Origin of the sequence: Candidatus Planktophila limnetica, from assembly GCF_002288365.1 — a bacterium.
GTDB lineage: Bacteria > Actinomycetota > Actinomycetes > Nanopelagicales > Nanopelagicaceae > Planktophila > Planktophila limnetica.
In genome coordinates this window covers 1122915-1139059 of record NZ_CP016782.1, presented here as the reverse complement: position 1 = coordinate 1139059, position 16145 = coordinate 1122915, and the positions used below count along the sequence as shown (strand labels likewise).

Sequence of the window (16145 nt, the reverse complement as noted above, 5' to 3'; positions counted from 1 at the left end):
ATACGTGAAAGCCTCAAGATCGCTCTACACAACTGCTTTAACTCTGGCATTAGCCATGAACATGCTCACCGCCCCCGCAGCGCAAGCATTTGATTTACCTTTAACAATAGCCCCTGATCAGTTATCTGGTTATGAACGCACTTTATTTAAACACTGGATCGATGCTGATAAAGACAAGTGTGATACGCGCAAAGAAGTTTTAATTCAAGAAGCGGTATCTATACCCAAACTCAGTAGCGGTTGTGTTTTTAATGGTGGCAAATGGATCAGTGCCTATGATGGATTAGCAACAACTGATTATTCAACTTTGGATATTGATCACATGGTTCCACTCTCTGAAGCATGGAGATCTGGCGCATGGAAATGGTCTCCTGCGCAACGTGAAGCATTTGCTAACGATTTAACTGATTCACGATCACTGATTGCAGTAACGGCATCACTTAATCGGCAGAAGAGTGATCAAGATCCAAGTACATGGTTGCCATTAGTTGATAAGTGCACATATGTTTCTAATTGGATCGCAATCAAAGTTCGCTATTCACTAACCGTTGATACTGCAGAAGCGACGGCACTCACAACACTTGTTGCTTCATGTGGCATCACATCTATAACAGCTTTCTCAATTCCCGCCTATGCAATCACTGCAGGAATTACACCCATAACTCTTGTTGCTCCAACTCCAACGGTGGCGCCAACACCGATTGCAACAACCGAGCCAACTGCTGTACCTAAAGTTAAGAAGGCTGTGAAGTATTCTTCGTGCGCGAAAGCAAAGGCAGCAGGAGTAACACCGATTATTCGTTCAAAAAATAAAACCTTATACACACTCAACAAGGCGCTGGATCGGGATAAAGACGGGGTTGCCTGCGAGTAGCGGCGTTTTTTGAAGTACCTATCAGCGGTTAAGATTGGCTTGTGGAACCACAGAAGATACTTCTCTATTACGGCTTCACGCCGATTCAAGACACTGCTGCTGTTCGTTTGTGGCAGCTCACTCTCTGTGAATCCCTAGGACTTAAAGGTCGCATTCTTGTATCTCCTCACGGAATCAACGGAACCGTTGGTGGAGATATGGAATCTCTTAAGACATACGTTGCACGCACAAAGAAATATCCAGGATTTAAGAAAATTGATTTTAAGTGGTCTGAAGCAACTGGAAATGAATTCCCACGTTTAGCAGTTCGTGTTAAAGAAGAACTGGTTGCCTTCGGAGATCCTTCAGTTATTAAAGTAAGTGAAGATGGAGTAATCGGTGGTGGCAAGCATCTCAAGCCATACGATGTTCAAAAATTAGTTGAAGAACGAGGCGATGAAGTTGTCTTCTTCGATGGTCGCAACGCGTTTGAAGCAAAAATTGGAAAGTTTAAGAATGCCGTAATTCCAGATGTAACAACATCACGTGACTTCGTTGAGGAAATTAAGAGCGGAAAGTACGATCACCTTAAAGACAAGCCAGTTGTTACATATTGCACTGGTGGCATCCGTTGCGAAATTATTTCAGCGGTAATGGTCGATAACGGCTTCAAAGAGGTTTACCAAATTGAAGGTGGCATCGTTAAGTACGGAAAAAAATATGGTGATAAAGGTTTGTGGGAAGGCTCGCTTTATACATTTGATGGTCGCATGGCAATTGATTTCTCACCTAAAGCAAAAGTTATTGGCGAATGCGAAAGCTGCAATGCGCCTACTAAGCAGTTCTATAACTGTACCCGCAAAGCCTGCCATGAATTAGTTTTGCTCTGCGAAGATTGTTCAAAGATTGATGTCAGCAAGAGTTGTATTCACGATAGCAATCGTGCCTACGATCCCGAAATGGTTGGTTAGTTTTACTCTTCTACGATTTCTGTAGGAGCTCCGTGCACGTTCAAAACTTCTTTTTTGTGAATAGCAGGAACGGTTCCTAGTACACCATTTTGGAAGTCTTCAAATGCTTGCAGTACTTCAGCTTTCGTATTCATAACGAATGGACCCATCCATGCAACAGGTTCTTTAATTGGTTGGCCACCGAGAATAAATAGTTCTAATTCAGGCGAACGTGTTTCTTGTTGGTTTGCTGCACGTATAACTAGAAAATCACCTTCGCCGAAAACGGTGAGTTGACCCATCTGAACTGGGCGAGACTCTTCGCCAACGAAACCATGTCCTGCCAATGTGTAGACAAGAGCGTTGTAATCCTTACGCCATGGCAAACGAAGTTCAGCGCCTGGCTGAACAGTTGCATGCACCAAAGTAATTGGGGTCTGTGTTGAACCTGGTCCTTTGTGTCCATCGATTTCGCCAGCGATTACGCGAATGAGTGAACCACCATCGTGAGACGCAAGAAGTGCAACTTCACTGGCACGTAGATCTTGGTATGCAGGTGGTGACCATTTCTTAGCAGCAGGAAGATTTACCCATAATTGAAAACCGTGGAACAAGCCACCGCTCATAACTAAATGCTCTGGGGGAGTTTCGATGTGCAAAATTCCTGCACCAGCAGTCATCCATTGTGTGTCACCATTTTGAATTGTTCCGCCGCCACCATTGTTGTCATAGTGATCAAAGATTCCATCAATAATGTATGTAACTGTTTCAAAACCGCGATGTGGGTGCCATGGAGTTCCTTTTGGTTCACCCGGTGCGTATTCAACTTCGCCCATTTGATCCAAGTGAATAAATGGATCGAGTTCTGACATATCAACGCCAGCAAATGCGCGACGTACTGGAAAGCCTTCGCCTTCAAAACCTTGTGGAGCTGTTGTGATGCTCTTTACTGTTCGCGCGCGCAATCCTGGTGCCACGGACACTCGAGGCAAGATTGTTATATCGCTAACGGTTACAGCAGGCATTTCAACTCCTTATTTCAGTAAGCCAAGAGTAGTTGAACATTCAACTACCTGCAACTCAGAAATTAGAGGTTCTTAAGGGCGGAGACAACCTTTGTTAGCGAAGCCTTTGCATCTCCAAAGAGCAGCATTGTCTTTGGATCATAAAGCAATTCATTTTCGATTCCAGCAAAGCCTGGACGCATTGATCGCTTTAAGAAAATAATGTTTGCTGCATTAGAAACTTCAAGAATCGGCATTCCATAAATTGGACACCCTGGAGTTGTTAGTGCAGCAGGGTTAACAACATCGTTGGCACCAATAACAATTGCAACATCGGTTTGCCCAAAGGTTGGATTTACTTCTTCCATTTCGGCCAATTGGTCATATGGAACGTTGGCTTCTGCAAGTAATACGTTCATATGTCCTGGCATACGACCTGCAACAGGGTGAATTCCATATGCAACATCAATGCCTTTAGCCAACATCAAATCTGCTAATTCGCGCACCGTGTGCTGTGCTTGCGCAACTGCGAGTCCAAAGCCAGGAACAATAACTACGCGTCGTGCATAGTTGAGCAAGATTGCAACGTCATCCGGTGAACCAGAGCGAACTGGACGATCTTCTGCGGCCCCACTTGCTTCTTGTGGCTTTGCAGTAAAGGCTCCAAAGAGTGTTCCAAAGAGTGAGCGTCCCATTGCTTCTGCCATTAAACGAGTCAAAATTGTTCCGGATGCACCAACGAGTGTTCCAGCAATAATTAGAAGTGTTGAATCTAGAACATATCCACTTGCTGCAACTGTTAAACCAGTAAATGCATTGAGCAGCGAGATAACAATTGGAACATCTGCGCCACCAACTGGAAGTACGAATAGAACACCAAATAGCAGTGAAAGCGCTGCAAGAATCATCAGTGGATTAGTTCCGAGTTCGATAACAACCCACACCGCAGCACCCAGTGTTGCAGCCAGTGTGCCTGCAATTACAAAACGGCCGCCAGGAAATACAACAGGCCGAGTAGTCATTAATTCTTGAAGTTTTAAGAATGTGATGATTGATCCACTAAATGAGACACAACCAACGATTACGGTGAAAACCGTTGCAATAACTTCTGCAGTATTCGCCTTCTCACCAAGGTGTAAATACTCAACGATTGCAACCAGAGCCGCAGCTCCACCACCAACACCATTAAATAGTGCAACAAGTTGTGGCATCTGTGTCATCTGAACTTTACGTGCAGCAGGAACACCGATAACTACACCAACAGCTATTGCTCCGATAATCCAACCGAAGTTATTAAGTGGCAATGATTCGCCTTCTTGTGCGTAGAAAAAGACGACGATTGTTGCGATTGTTGCGCCAATTGCACCAATAATATTTCCGCGACGTGCAGTTTTTGGCTTTGATAAACCTTTAAGAGCGAGAATAAAACAGACGCCGGCAGCAAGACCAATCGAACTGTATAAGAAGTGGCTCACTTGTTCTCACCGCCCTTCTTTGGTTTAAACATTTCAAGCATGCGATCAGTGACAACGAATCCACCCACCATATTGATGGTGGCCAAGATGATTGCTGCAACCGATAGTCCTAACTGAAGTGCACCTTTGCTGTGATCAGCAACGATGATTGCACCGACCAAAATAACGCCGTGAATTGCATTCGCACCACTCATCAGTGGGGTGTGCAAAGTACTTGAGACTTTAGAGACAACTTCAAATCCGACGAATACTGCAAGAACAAAGATCGAGATAATTGCAATTGGTTCCATTATTTTGCGCCTCCATCTCGTTTAGCTCCTGCATGTGTAACTGCGGCACCATCAATAATCTCATCATCAAAATCAAGATTTAATGCCAGCGCACTGCCTTCTGCAGCCGGCGTTGTTAAAAGCGTCAGGAGATTTACAACGTTGCGCGAGTACAAACTTGATGCATGGAAGGGAAGCTGGCTTGGCACATCTTTTCCGCCCCAAATGCGCACGCCATTTTTAGTAACCACAACTTCACCTGGTTTAGAACCTTCAACGTTTCCGCCAGTCTCTGCGGCTAAGTCAACAATGATTGTTCCTGGCCCCATTGCATCAACCATCGCTTGTGTCATTAACTGTGGTGCTTTTCGTCCGGGCACTGCAGCAGTTGTAATAACGACATGTGATTTAGCGATGTAAGGAGTTAGTAACTCACGTTGCTTTGCCGCACGCTCTGGAGTCATCTCGCGTGCATAACCACCAGCACCCTCGAGTGCTTCTAATTCAAGATCAATAAATGTTGCGCCCATTGATTTAACTTCATCAGCAGAAGATGGTCGAACATCGTATGCAGATACAACTGCGCCTAATCTGCGTGCGGTTGCAATCGCTTGCAAACCTGCAACACCTGCACCGAGCACAAGAACTTGAGCGGGTGTAACAGTTCCGGCTGCTGTCATTAATAATGGAAAGAATCGTGGAGACATTTCTGCGCCAACTAATACTGCGCGATATCCAGCACAGAGTGCTTGTGATGTCAGAGCATCCATAGATTGCGCACGTGAAATGCGCGGAACTAATTCGAGTGAAAACGCTGTAACTCCTGCGCTAGCTGCGGCATCAATTGAATCAACAGCGGTGACAGGTGATAAGAATGAAATAGTCAGTGCACCTTTTTTAAGTGATGACATTTGAGCGGGAGTAAGCGGGGAAACGCTTAGTACGACATCTGCTCCTTTGAGAACGTCTCCATTAACAATGGATGCCCCAGCACTCTTGAAATCTTCATCCATTGCTTGTGAATGATTTCCCGCGCCAGATTCGATGGAAACTTCATAACCCAAACGAGTTAACTTATTGATGATGTCGGGAACGAGTGCTACTCGCTTTTCTCCATCGCGGATTTCTTTAGGTACGGCAATTCGCATGAGGCAAACCTAATACTTTTTGTGCCGAGTGGCTAGATAGAACCCTTAAGTTCACCTCTTGTTAAGTGAAACAACAGGGATTGAATAGTGGTTCGTCTGTGAAATGCTTCACGCCAGATGACAGATTTCGGTCCGTCGATGACCGATGCCATAACTTCTTCACCGCGATGCGCGGGAAGACAGTGCATAAAAATCGAGTCCTTAGAAGTCTTTGACATTAATTCATCTGTTATCGCAAATGGTGCCAGCGCTCTAATCTTTTCGGCTTTTTCTGATTCTGGATCACCCATAGACATCCACACATCGGTATACAAAACACTTGCATCTTTTGCAGCGCTTTGCGCATCGTGTGTTACCTCAATCGTTGCACCACTCTTTGCTGCAATATTTTTTGCAGTAGCGATTGCTTGCGCACTCGGTGCCCACTTGCCTTCAGGAGTTGCTGCGACTACGTGAGCACCCATGATTGCGCCCATGATGAGCCAAGAATGAGCCATGTTGTTTCCATCACCAAGATAAACAAATTTACGTCCGGAAACATCTTTACCAAAAGTTTCACGAATCGTCAGCCAGTCTGCCAACAATTGTGTTGGATGATCATCATCAGTCAAAGCATTAATAACTGGAATCGATGCATATTTTCCGAGTTCATCAACATCTGATTGAGCAAAAGTTCTCACGATAAGCGCATCGCAATATCCACTAAAGATTTTTGCAGTATCTGCAATTGATTCGCCGCGACCAAGTTGTAGATCTTCACCACGCAAAACAATTGGTGAACCGCCTAAGTGTGCAACTGCGGTTTGTGAGGCCAATCTCGTACGAGTAGATGGCTTGGTCATATAGATCGCCACACTCTTATGGGCTAATGCATCTTTAGAGCGAAGTGGTTCGGCAGCAAATTGTGCAGCAGTATCTAGCAACAACTCAACGTCGTCACGAGTTAAATGTTCTGTGCGCAATAAGTCCTTCATCCAATCAATTCTACCCTCACGGTAAGGTGTGCTCATGGGTATTTTCAGACGCGGAAGCGATACCGCAACCGACACAGATCTGCTGACACGCCCCGAATTAGAAGAAGATGATGGCGGTCATGATCGGTTTTCACATTTTGTGAAAAAAGAGAAAATTGTTGAATCTGCCGTGACTGGAAAAGCTGTGAAAGCACTGTGTGGTAAAAAATGGATTCCTTCACGCGATCCTGAAAAATATCCAATTTGCCCGGCGTGCAAAGAGATTCATGATGGATTGCGTGAAGCGCCTGAAGAAAAGTGATATGAAAAAACTGAGACCATTTCTCGCAATACTTTTAGTAATAACAAACATGGTCGCCTTTGTACCACAAGTGAGCGCGAATACACAGCCTCGCAAAGTTTTGACGGGTTGGATTCCTTATTACTCAATGAGCAGATCTCTGCCAGCCGTTGTTGCGAACGCGGATATCATCCGTGAAGTAATGCCATTTTGGTACACCTTGAAATATAACGGGGCAAAGAAACTTCCAGTTGTTACAGACTTATACGCCCCAGCTAATCCAAGTGTTCCAATTGATAGACCGCTTGCAACATTGCGCAGCGCTGGATTTACGATTATTCCGACGATAACTGATGGAACAAGTGAATTAGTTTTATCAAAACTACTTGCTAACCCAGTTTCTAGAACTCAAGTTGTTAATGCAATCGTGGAACTCGTGATGAAGTATAACTACGATGGAATTGATTTAGACTTTGAAGGCTTCGCATTTGTTGACAAAAACACAACGTGGAGTTCAACTAAGCCACATTGGGTTGCATTTGTAAAAGAACTTAGCGGTGTCCTAAAATCAAAAAATAAATTGTTATCTGTATCTACTCCATATCTTTATGATCCATCAGGAGCACAAAAAGGTTATTTTGTTTATGCCTGGGCAGAAATTGCTCCGTACATCGATCGCCTACGAATAATGACCTATGACTTTTCGGTTTCAAAGCCTGGCCCACTTGGCCCACTTGCATGGACTGAAAGAACAATTAAATATGCAATTTCAGTGATGCCTGCTTCAAAGGTATACGTTGGAATTCCAGGTTATGGTCGAGATTGGGTTACTAAAGTCGAAGGTACATGTCCGGTTGAAGTTGCCAACGTTGTAAAAGTTGGCGCAAAAGCTGCAACCTTTGTGTTGCGAGATGCTGCGGCTCTTGCGCAAGGTTATGGCGTAATTCCAACATATGATGAAGTACTGGGAGAAGTTAATTTCACATATAACAAGGTGTATAGCGGACTCACAGCCGCAGGATTAGCGACAACGTGTACAGCAACCCGAACAGCTTGGTATCAAGATGCACGAAGCTTTACTTCACGAATTGGATTTGTCTCTAAATACAGACTCGGTGGTGTAGCGCAGTGGACATTCGGAATGGAAGATATGGCAGGCTCACAAGCCATTAGAGATGCTGCCCTTGCTATCGCACCAGATCAAGTGGTTAGTTCGATTTCTTTGAATAGCTCAAATACAGAAGTTGCCACATCTGTTGAATTTGGATCCATCGTTGGGCTTAAAGCGCTCTTTCAATTACCGGACAAATTACCAATTAATAATTTGTTAGTACGAATTGAATCTAAATCTGCAAATGAAACACAGTGGCGAGAAATTGCAACTAGTACAACTGGAATAGATGGCGCAATTCAGGTGCCACTGCTACTTTCCAAGAGCACTTCACTTCGTGCACGTACAGAAGGAACATGGGAACGCCTTGAATCTATTTCTCCAGAAATAGCCGTTGTTATCACTCGTCGCATATCAGTAACTGCTCCAGTATCTGCACTGCGTTTACAAGCATTTGAAATAACTGGAGCATTATCACCACGACAAAATGGCGTAGCAGTTCAGTTGTTGCAACAGCGAGCCGGTAAGTGGACTCCAGTAGGCACCCCAGTAATTACAGATATAAATGGAGCATTTACTTTCTCTACAACTACTGCACAAAAAGGCTTTGGTAAGTACAAAGTGGGCGTTGCGCAAGATTCGTTATGGAATCAAGCAGATTCAGAAGTATTTACGGTGGTGATCAGATAGTGGTCAAAATCAAATCAAAGATTGAAGAAGAGATTAATGCGATTTTTTCTTCTGATCGACCATGGGTCGCAATTGTTTGGGATGACCCTGTAAATCTGATGGATTACGTAACTTATGTATTTATGGAGCTATTTAGTTATTCACGTGAGCGCGCAACAGAATTAATGATGAAGGTACACACAGAAGGTAAAGCCGTTGTTTCAGAAGGCACTCGTGAAGAGATGGAACACGATGTCGCAAGACTTCACGAATATGGTTTATGGGCAACACTGCAACGCGGAGATCAAGGCTAATGAAGGAGAGCCACGGATTTACTCGCCACGGTGAAGAGTTATTCGTTGCACAATTTTCAGATTCTGAAAAAGAAGTTCTCATAAATCTTTCGCAACAAATTATTGAGTTACTCGCCGAACGCGTAGATCACAATGATCAGGACCCTTTGGCTGCAATGGTCGGAATAACTTTTCATGATTCACCACCGGATGATGAGGTTTTACTTCGCCTTTTGCCAAATGCTTATGCAGATGGGGTGGACGCATCTGAATTTCGTCGATATACCGAATCAGTATTGCGAACAAAAAAACAAGCACACGCCATGTCTATTCGCACGATGCTCATGAGCAGTGAAGATGGAAGCATCGAACTCAATCACGATCTAGCAAATGCCTGGCTCGGTGGCATAAATGACATTCGGCTCGCACTTGGTGTGCGCCTTAATGTTGAGAAAAATACCCACGAAGAACTTGAGCTATTGGCACCTGATGACCCAATGCGTGGTGTGTACGGTGTTTATAGTTGGCTCGGCTGGCTGCAAGGTAATTTACTTCAAGCACTCATGGATGGATTAGAATCCTGACATGTCATTAACAATTTCGCGTGCAATGGTTAATCAAATTCTTGAACAAGCACGCGCTGAATATCCTGATGAAGCATGTGGCGTCATTCTCGGTTCACTTGGCGCCGATACACCCATGCGTTTAAAGCCCATGATTAACGCAGCACACTCGCCAACTTTTTATGAGTTTGATCCAAAAGATTTGCTCGCTCTTTATCGCGAAGTTGATGACAATGATGAGGAAATAGTTGTTATCTATCACTCTCATACAGAAACAGAGGCGTATCCATCACGTACCGATATTGCCTACGCAGGCGAACCGGGCGCGCACTACGTACTAGTTTCTACACGCGAGGAGATTGCACCTGCGACTGAATTTCGCTCGTATCGAATTATCGATGGCACGGTCACAGAAGAACCCGTAACAATCCTGGATTAACTCACGTCTTTTCGTGAATTGGCGAAAGCGGCGTGCATTAGCAATAATAAGCACATGACTACAGCAGCAATTGAAGTTCGAATTCCAACAATTTTGCGTCCATACACAAAGGATGCAAAAGTCGTTTCTGCTGACGGCGCAGATTTAAAATCCTTAATCTCAGATCTTGATCGTCAATATCCAGGCTTAGCTGAACGCCTTTTAGAAGATGGTGCGTTGCGACGCTTTATTAACATTTATGTCAACGATGAAGATGTTCGCTTTCTTGGTGGCTTAGATGCGGCGCTTAAATCAGGTGATTCAATTACTGTTCTGCCTGCTGTTGCAGGTGGCTAACAGTGGCACGCTTTGATTCTCTAGAAAGTTCTGTAGGCCACACTCCACTTATTGGTTTACCAAAACTTTCTCCGGCTCCAAATGTTCGTTTGTGGGCAAAGATGGAAGATCGCAATCCAACGGGTTCAATTAAAGATCGTGCAGCCTTGGCAATGATTGAAAAAGCCGAAGCAGAGGGCTCTCTCAAACCAGGTGCAACAATTCTTGAACCAACTAGTGGCAATACTGGAATTTCACTAGCGATGGTTGCAAAGACGCGAGGCTATAAATTAATTTGTGTAATGCCTGAGAACACATCGATTGAGCGCCGACAATTACTTGAAATGTGGGGCGCAAAAATTATCTTTTCACCTGCAGCAGGTGGTTCAAATGAAGCTGTGCGGGTTGCAAAAGAATTAGCCGCAAAAAATCCTGAGTGGGTTTTTATGTATCAGTATGGAAATCCGGCAAACACACTTGCTCACTATCAAGGCACTGGTCCTGAAATATTTGCAGATCTACCGACGATTACACACTTCGTAGCTGGTTTAGGAACAACAGGAACGCTAATGGGTGCAGGAAGATATTTACGTGAACAAAAACCGGATGTACAGATAATTGCAGCCGAACCACGTTATGGCGAAGTTGTTTATGGACTCCGAAATATTGATGAAGGCTTTGTTCCAGAACTCTACGATGCTTCAGTTCTAACTCGCCGCTTCTCTGTTGGCGCAGAAGACTCAGTTCGTCGCGTTCGCGAGTTACTAGAAGTAGAAGGAATATTTTCTGGTATTTCTACAGGTGCAATTCTTCATGCAGCCCTTGCCATGGGGGCCGAAGCTATACGCGATGGCAAGAGTGCAGACATCGCATTTATTGTCTGCGATGCTGGTTGGAAATACCTCTCTACTGGTGTTTATAGTGCTGATCACGTGAGCGCATCAGAAGCACTCGATAATCAATTGTGGGCATAGCGGTAGACTTCACAGTGTGAGTGATGCACCTATTGGAATATTTGATTCCGGCGTTGGCGGTTTAACCGTTGCACGTGCAATTCTTGATCAACTTCCAAATGAATCAACTCTTTATATTGGCGATACAGCCCGCGGACCCTATGGTCCACGCCCATTGGCACAAGTTCGAGAGTTCGCTTTAGAAACTCTGGATTTCTTAGTCGATCAAGGTGTCAAAGCACTTGTCATCGCATGCAACACAGCAAGTGCTGCAATGTTGCGTGATGCACGCGAGCGATACTCAATACCAGTTATTGAAGTAATTCAACCTGCAGTTCGCAGAGCAGTTGCTGCAACCAGATCAGGAAAAATTGGCGTAATTGGTACACAAGCAACTATTGATTCAAAAGCGTATATGGATGCATTTGCAGCTGCGCCAAATTTAAGTATCACTTCAGTACCATGCCCATTATTTGTCGAATTTGTTGAACGTGGAGAAACATCTGGGCCAGAAATCACAGACATTGCCCGCAAATATCTCAAACCCGTCATTGATGCTGATATCGATACCTTAGTTCTTGGCTGCACGCACTATCCATTGTTAACAGGTGTGATTTCATACGTTGTAGGCAATTCGGTTTCTTTGGTTTCAAGTGCGGAAGAAACCGCAAAAGATCTATATCGCGTACTAGTTGAAAATGATTTACTGCACTCAAGTGCAAAGAGCGCTGAGCATCGATTCCTGGCAACGGGTGATGCAAAAGCATTTGAATCACTTGCTCGTAGATTTCTCGGCCCAGAAGTTGGCCGAGTTGAACACCAAAGCCTATAAACCACTTAACTAAACGGAGAAATACATGTCACGCAATGATGGACGCACAAATGATCAACTCCGTGAAATTAAATTTACGCGAGGCTGGCTAGATCATGCCGAAGGTTCTGTTCTCGTTGAGTTCGGCAAGACAAGAGTTCTTTGCGTTGCATCATTTTCTCCTGGCGTTCCACGTTGGTTAAAAGATTCAGGCACAGGATGGGTCACTTCTGAATACGCCATGCTTCCACGTGCAACTCATACCCGATCTGATCGCGAAAGCGTCAAAGGTAAATTAGGTGGACGTACTCAAGAAATTTCACGTTTAGTTGGTCGTTCGCTTCGAGCAATCGTTGACACAAAAGAACTTGGCGAAAACACAATTGTTATTGACTGTGATGTCTTGCAAGCAGATGGTGGAACGCGCACAGCCGCAATTACTGGTGCATACGTTGCTTTAGCAGATGCTATTGCGTGGGCTAAAAAAGAGGGTCACATCAAAGCAAATTCAAAACCACTTGCAGATTCCGTTGCTGCCGTAAGCGTTGGCATTATCGATGGTGTTCCAATGCTCGATCTTTGCTATGAAGAAGATGTTCGCGCTGATACTGACATGAATGTTGTGTGTAGTGGAGATGGTCGCTTCATTGAAGTTCAAGGAACTGCCGAAGGTGTTCCATTTGATCGCGCACTCTTAGATCAGTTATTAGATCTTGCAGTTGGTGGTTGCAAAGATTTAGCAAGAATGCAGAGTTCAGTTCTAGCCAAATGAGCGCGCCAGTTACTTTAGTTTTAGCAACTCGCAACCAAGGCAAGATCCGAGAATTTCGAAGAATTCTTGACTCAATTTCTCAGGGCACAATAAATCTCGTAGGACTTGAAGAGTTTTCACACACAACTGAAGTTGAAGAAACTGGAAGTACTTTTAAAGAAAACGCATTACTAAAAGCACGAAGCGTCTGTAAAGAAACGGGATTACCAGCAATTGCAGATGACAGTGGTTTATGTGTGGATGCTCTAGGTGGTGCCCCCGGATTATTTTCTGCCAGGTATGCAGGAGTTCATGGAGATGACAGAGCCAACAACGCAAAGCTGTTAAAAGAATTAGAGAGCATCCCCGAAGAAAAACGCGGTGCGCATTTCACCTGCGCTGCGGCACTCGTACTTCCTGATGGAAGAGAGCACGTTACCGAAGAAATCTTCGAAGGATCCATTCTCTTTGCCCCAATTGGAGATCATGGATTTGGGTACGACCCCCTATTTAGACCACACGGGTTAGCAATCTCAAGTGCGCAAATGAGCGCGGACGAGAAGGATTTGATAAGCCATCGCGGTAAATCACTCCGTGCAATAGCACCTCACGTAATCAGTTTGCTGACCTCGCTGGGGTAAACTTCTCTTATCCGAGTGCGTGAAGTAAGTACGTACCGCTACCCAAGGAGTGCATGTGGCTGTCAAGAAAACCGCTAAGAAGTCAGCAAAGAAGAGCGCCAAAAAATCTGTTGCCCGTAAGTCAACTTCAAAGAGAGTTGTAAAGAAAGTTGCGAAGAAGAGCACCGCTCGTAAATCTGCAGTAAAGAAGAGCGCAAAAAAGTCTGCAGCTCGTAAGACAACAAAGAAATCTTCTCGTCGTGCAACATCAGTTGATCGCCTAGTAGTACCAGCTGTTCCAGTTGGTAGCGCACGTGGTCGCGTTGATGTATCGACTGCACCAGCACCACGCAATGCAGCTAAGTCTGTTTCATTTGATAACAAACCAAAGCAAGGTGCATCAAATCGCGTTGTAACAATCGTTGTCGTAGGAATCGTTCTTCTTGCAATTCTTGTATGGTCAAAGTCAGGAACAGAAGGCGATGATGCTGCAGCTCCTACAACACCATCAGCTACAGCCACAATGACTGATGAACCAACTATGACTGAAGAGCCAACAACTCCTGCAGAACCAGTTGGAACTGTCGAAGCACCAACTTCATTCGTTGCACTTCGTTCAGCAGATGGAATGAATCTTCGCTGGAAAGCTCCAATGGCAACAGAGGGACTTACAGGATTTAATGTTGAACTCAAGCCAGCAGGCGGAGAATGGGCAGTTGTAGCAACAACAGGTCCAACTGAATTAACTCACTCTGTAATGCTTTCAAGTTCAGATAGCTGGACACAATTTAGAGTATCGAGTGTTTATGCAGATGGACAAACTGCTTCTGCAAAGATCTTCGGACTTGCAGGTCAATACGAGTAAATCTTTACATTAAAAAGCCCTCGCATTTCGCGGGGGCTTTTTTATTTGATTTACTCTAACTCAGACACAATCGCATCCACATAAACACTTATGCCAGTTGGCACTAAGTGCACACCATCGGGTGCGAAGTATTCTGGATGCCCCTGTGAAATAGCGTTCCAATCAACAATTTTCACATTCTGATACCGAGATGCGACTTGTTGAATCAAGGAATTATTCTCATCCTTCCAACCTCTCGGCACTGCAGTGTTAATAACAATAATTTGAGGTTGATCCTTTATTGCTTCAAATATTGAAACAACTTCACTTTCACCTAGCCGATTGTTATTTCCCATATTGACAATAATTGGCGCACCGAGCATTCGAGCTTTATCTTTGTTTAGAACCTCTATTAATTCCGGTGCCTGACGACCCACATGGGCATTTATCAATCCAACCTGTCGTCGATTTGATAATTCATTTCGAATACCAAGGATTACCGAATCTCCTGCCACCCAAAGACCTTCAGAAGGATTAGTTATTTGCGTTTGCACTTGCGCTTCAGAAGTTATCTCCAACTTCAATTTAGCAAGATTTCGCTCACTGATTGCAATTGCATTTGCACTCACGAGAGATGTAGCAGCCAATACGGAAATAATTGATAACGCCAATGTAGTTTGCTGACGCACACGCACTTTCTTTGTTCGATATTTCATACCTCTAAACCATGACTCGATGTAGCCATTTCTAAAGGGCAATTCAACCCAACGAAGTGAGATGTCAGCTAAGGCGAAAACAATAAGAATTCGAAGTGCATAGAGAGCCCAGCTCGCACCGGCTAGATCAACGCTGGGACGCGTTACTTGAAAGATAATCCAATGCCATAAATAGATCGCATATGAGCGCTCACCAATCCACAGAATCGCTTTTCCTTGCAAGAGGGGTGCAAATCGTGAAGCAGGATGAACAACAGACATGATGATCGCGCATCCAAATATTCCAGCCAATGGAAAGGCAATTTTGTAGAGAGTTGGATTTCCCTGTTCAATGAATAAGAAACAAGCAAGAATCCCCAGAAAACCAAATACACCAATTCCATCGATGACATCTTGTGCTCGCTTGGCAATATCAACCTTAAGATTTTGTGGAATCCAGTTAACGGCTAATGCTGCGCCCAGAAATAAACCAATGCTGTGAGTATCTGTTCCGAAGTAAACGTGACTTATGCTCTGTGAAGAGCTTGAATCAACACTTAATGAAACCAAGAACAGTGCAACACCTGATCCAATCGCAATAATTAGGGCTGCGGCGGGAATGATTTTTCTTCCCAATTGACGAAGCACGAGAAGCAAAATAAGTGGCCACACCAGATAGAACTGTGCTTCAACGCCGAGTGACCATGTGTGCTGCAAAAGTGGTGGTCGCCCAATTGCTTCGAAATAATCTGCTTGTCTAAATACAAGCCACCAATTCATGACTCCCATGAGAGAAAACGGAGTATCGGTGAGAAGTCTTTTAATTGTATCTGGCGCCCACACGCCGATAAATAACGTAGTAGTAACAATCATGAAAACTAATGGTGGAAGTAATCTGCGAAGTCGAGATTTATAGAACGCACGTAGATCTAATCCACCGCTACGTTGAATTGAATCCAAGAGCAAACGTGTGATTACGTATCCAGAAATAACAAAGAAAAGATCGACTCCAAGGAAACCACCAGGAATCCAAGGAACACCTAAGTGATAGAGCATTACCGCAATTACTGCGACAGCTCGCAAGCCATCGATTGCAGGGATGTATCTAATTCCGCGCTGTGCAGACAT

19 protein-coding genes are annotated in these 16145 nt (G+C 44.4%); 13 read left to right on the top strand and 6 right to left on the bottom strand.

From position 1 onward, the window contains the following. The first annotated feature begins 4 nt into the window (after positions 1-4). Positions 5-874, top strand: coding sequence for an excalibur calcium-binding domain-containing protein (locus tag PHILAsVB114_RS06000; protein WP_157906159.1), 870 nt, complete (start codon positions 5-7; stop codon positions 872-874). 41 nt (positions 875-915) lie between these two features. Next, positions 916-1824, top strand: a complete 909-nt coding sequence (gene trhO / locus PHILAsVB114_RS05995) for an oxygen-dependent tRNA uridine(34) hydroxylase TrhO (protein ID WP_095698460.1) — start codon at positions 916-918, stop codon at positions 1822-1824. A gap of 2 nt (positions 1825-1826) precedes the next feature. Here the strand turns inward: trhO and PHILAsVB114_RS05990 are convergent, their stop codons facing one another. The 5 genes from PHILAsVB114_RS05990 to argF all read right to left on the bottom strand — a co-directional run bounded on the left by PHILAsVB114_RS05990 (position 1827) and on the right by argF (position 6673). Beyond that, positions 1827-2828 (bottom strand): pirin family protein, encoded by a 1002-nt coding sequence (locus PHILAsVB114_RS05990; RefSeq protein WP_095698459.1) that lies wholly within the window; start codon positions 2826-2828, stop codon positions 1827-1829. 62 nt (positions 2829-2890) lie between these two features. Then, on the bottom strand, positions 2891-4282 hold the full coding sequence (locus tag PHILAsVB114_RS05985) for an NAD(P)(+) transhydrogenase (Re/Si-specific) subunit beta (protein WP_095698458.1): 1392 nt from the start codon (positions 4280-4282) through the stop codon (positions 2891-2893). Then, positions 4279-4572, bottom strand: a complete 294-nt coding sequence (locus PHILAsVB114_RS05980; protein WP_095698457.1) for an NAD(P) transhydrogenase subunit alpha part 2 — start codon at positions 4570-4572, stop codon at positions 4279-4281. Before PHILAsVB114_RS05980 ends, PHILAsVB114_RS05985 begins: the two co-directional genes overlap by 4 nt. Further along, positions 4572-5699 carry a Re/Si-specific NAD(P)(+) transhydrogenase subunit alpha gene (locus PHILAsVB114_RS05975; protein ID WP_095698456.1) on the bottom strand — a complete coding sequence of 376 codons (1128 nt, stop codon included), beginning with the start codon at positions 5697-5699 and terminating at the stop codon, positions 4572-4574. The genes PHILAsVB114_RS05980 and PHILAsVB114_RS05975 overlap by 1 nt, the downstream gene beginning before the upstream one ends. Positions 5700-5731: 32 nt before the next feature. Next, positions 5732-6673 carry an ornithine carbamoyltransferase gene (gene argF, locus PHILAsVB114_RS05970; RefSeq protein ID WP_095698455.1) on the bottom strand — a complete coding sequence of 314 codons (942 nt, stop codon included), beginning with the start codon at positions 6671-6673 and terminating at the stop codon, positions 5732-5734. 34 nt (positions 6674-6707) lie between these two features. Between argF and PHILAsVB114_RS05965 the strand changes: the two genes are divergently transcribed. The 11 genes from PHILAsVB114_RS05965 to PHILAsVB114_RS05915 are packed head-to-tail and all read left to right on the top strand — an operon-like array spanning position 6708 to position 14343. Further along, on the top strand, positions 6708-6974 hold the full coding sequence (locus tag PHILAsVB114_RS05965; RefSeq protein WP_095698454.1) for a DUF3039 domain-containing protein: 267 nt from the start codon (positions 6708-6710) through the stop codon (positions 6972-6974). Between the two features lies 1 nt (position 6975). Next, positions 6976-8754: a glycosyl hydrolase family 18 protein gene (locus tag PHILAsVB114_RS05960; RefSeq protein WP_095698453.1), complete on the top strand. Its 1779-nt coding sequence runs from the start codon at positions 6976-6978 to the stop codon at positions 8752-8754. Further along, on the top strand, positions 8754-9047 hold the full coding sequence (gene clpS, locus PHILAsVB114_RS05955; protein WP_095698452.1) for an ATP-dependent Clp protease adapter ClpS: 294 nt from the start codon (positions 8754-8756) through the stop codon (positions 9045-9047). The genes PHILAsVB114_RS05960 and clpS overlap by 1 nt, the downstream gene beginning before the upstream one ends. Next, positions 9047-9610, top strand: coding sequence for a DUF2017 domain-containing protein (locus PHILAsVB114_RS05950; RefSeq protein WP_095698451.1), 564 nt, complete (start codon positions 9047-9049; stop codon positions 9608-9610). Before clpS ends, PHILAsVB114_RS05950 begins: the two co-directional genes overlap by 1 nt. Before the next feature lies 1 nt (position 9611). Next, entirely contained in the window at positions 9612-10028 is a 417-nt protein-coding gene (locus tag PHILAsVB114_RS05945) for a M67 family metallopeptidase (protein WP_095698450.1), read from the top strand. 54 nt (positions 10029-10082) lie between these two features. Beyond that, positions 10083-10364 carry a MoaD/ThiS family protein gene (locus PHILAsVB114_RS05940; RefSeq protein WP_095698449.1) on the top strand — a complete coding sequence of 94 codons (282 nt, stop codon included), beginning with the start codon at positions 10083-10085 and terminating at the stop codon, positions 10362-10364. A gap of 2 nt (positions 10365-10366) precedes the next feature. After that, positions 10367-11317 (top strand): PLP-dependent cysteine synthase family protein, encoded by a 951-nt coding sequence (locus PHILAsVB114_RS05935; protein WP_095698448.1) that lies wholly within the window; start codon positions 10367-10369, stop codon positions 11315-11317. Between the two features lie 16 nt (positions 11318-11333). Continuing rightward, entirely contained in the window at positions 11334-12128 is a 795-nt protein-coding gene (gene murI / locus PHILAsVB114_RS05930; protein ID WP_095698447.1) for a glutamate racemase, read from the top strand. A 25-nt stretch (positions 12129-12153) separates the two neighbouring features. Continuing rightward, positions 12154-12879 carry a ribonuclease PH gene (gene rph, locus PHILAsVB114_RS05925; protein ID WP_095698446.1) on the top strand — a complete coding sequence of 242 codons (726 nt, stop codon included), beginning with the start codon at positions 12154-12156 and terminating at the stop codon, positions 12877-12879. After that, complete coding sequence (gene rdgB / locus PHILAsVB114_RS05920) at positions 12876-13499, top strand: RdgB/HAM1 family non-canonical purine NTP pyrophosphatase (RefSeq protein WP_095698445.1); 624 nt, start codon at positions 12876-12878, stop codon at positions 13497-13499. Before rph ends, rdgB begins: the two co-directional genes overlap by 4 nt. A gap of 55 nt (positions 13500-13554) precedes the next feature. Next, positions 13555-14343 carry a hypothetical protein gene (locus PHILAsVB114_RS05915; protein WP_095698444.1) on the top strand — a complete coding sequence of 263 codons (789 nt, stop codon included), beginning with the start codon at positions 13555-13557 and terminating at the stop codon, positions 14341-14343. Positions 14344-14393: 50 nt separating this feature from the next. Here the strand turns inward: PHILAsVB114_RS05915 and PHILAsVB114_RS05910 are convergent, their stop codons facing one another. After that, positions 14394-16145, bottom strand: a complete 1752-nt coding sequence (locus PHILAsVB114_RS05910) for an acyltransferase family protein (RefSeq protein ID WP_095698443.1) — start codon at positions 16143-16145, stop codon at positions 14394-14396.

Bases quoted from the DNA above. Each gene is read 5' to 3' on its own strand.
- PHILAsVB114_RS05965 (WP_095698454.1), top strand. From the start codon at position 6,708: ATGGGTATTTTCAGACGCGGAAGCGATACCGCAACCGACACAGATCTG.
- argF (WP_095698455.1), bottom strand. From the start codon at position 6,673: ATGAAGGACTTATTGCGCACAGAACATTTAACTCGTGACGACGTTGAG.
- PHILAsVB114_RS05950 (WP_095698451.1), top strand. From the start codon at position 9,047: ATGAAGGAGAGCCACGGATTTACTCGCCACGGTGAAGAGTTATTCGTT.
- PHILAsVB114_RS05910 (WP_095698443.1), bottom strand. From the start codon at position 16,145: ATGTCTGCACAGCGCGGAATTAGATACATCCCTGCAATCGATGGCTTG.
- PHILAsVB114_RS05975 (WP_095698456.1), bottom strand. From the start codon at position 5,699: ATGCGAATTGCCGTACCTAAAGAAATCCGCGATGGAGAAAAGCGAGTA.
- PHILAsVB114_RS05940 (WP_095698449.1), top strand. From the start codon at position 10,083: ATGACTACAGCAGCAATTGAAGTTCGAATTCCAACAATTTTGCGTCCA.
- PHILAsVB114_RS05990 (WP_095698459.1), bottom strand. From the start codon at position 2,828: ATGCCTGCTGTAACCGTTAGCGATATAACAATCTTGCCTCGAGTGTCC.
- rdgB (WP_095698445.1), top strand. From the start codon at position 12,876: ATGAGCGCGCCAGTTACTTTAGTTTTAGCAACTCGCAACCAAGGCAAG.
- PHILAsVB114_RS05945 (WP_095698450.1), top strand. From the start codon at position 9,612: ATGTCATTAACAATTTCGCGTGCAATGGTTAATCAAATTCTTGAACAA.
- rph (WP_095698446.1), top strand. From the start codon at position 12,154: ATGTCACGCAATGATGGACGCACAAATGATCAACTCCGTGAAATTAAA.
- PHILAsVB114_RS05980 (WP_095698457.1), bottom strand. From the start codon at position 4,572: ATGGAACCAATTGCAATTATCTCGATCTTTGTTCTTGCAGTATTCGTC.
- PHILAsVB114_RS05960 (WP_095698453.1), top strand. From the start codon at position 6,976: ATGAAAAAACTGAGACCATTTCTCGCAATACTTTTAGTAATAACAAAC.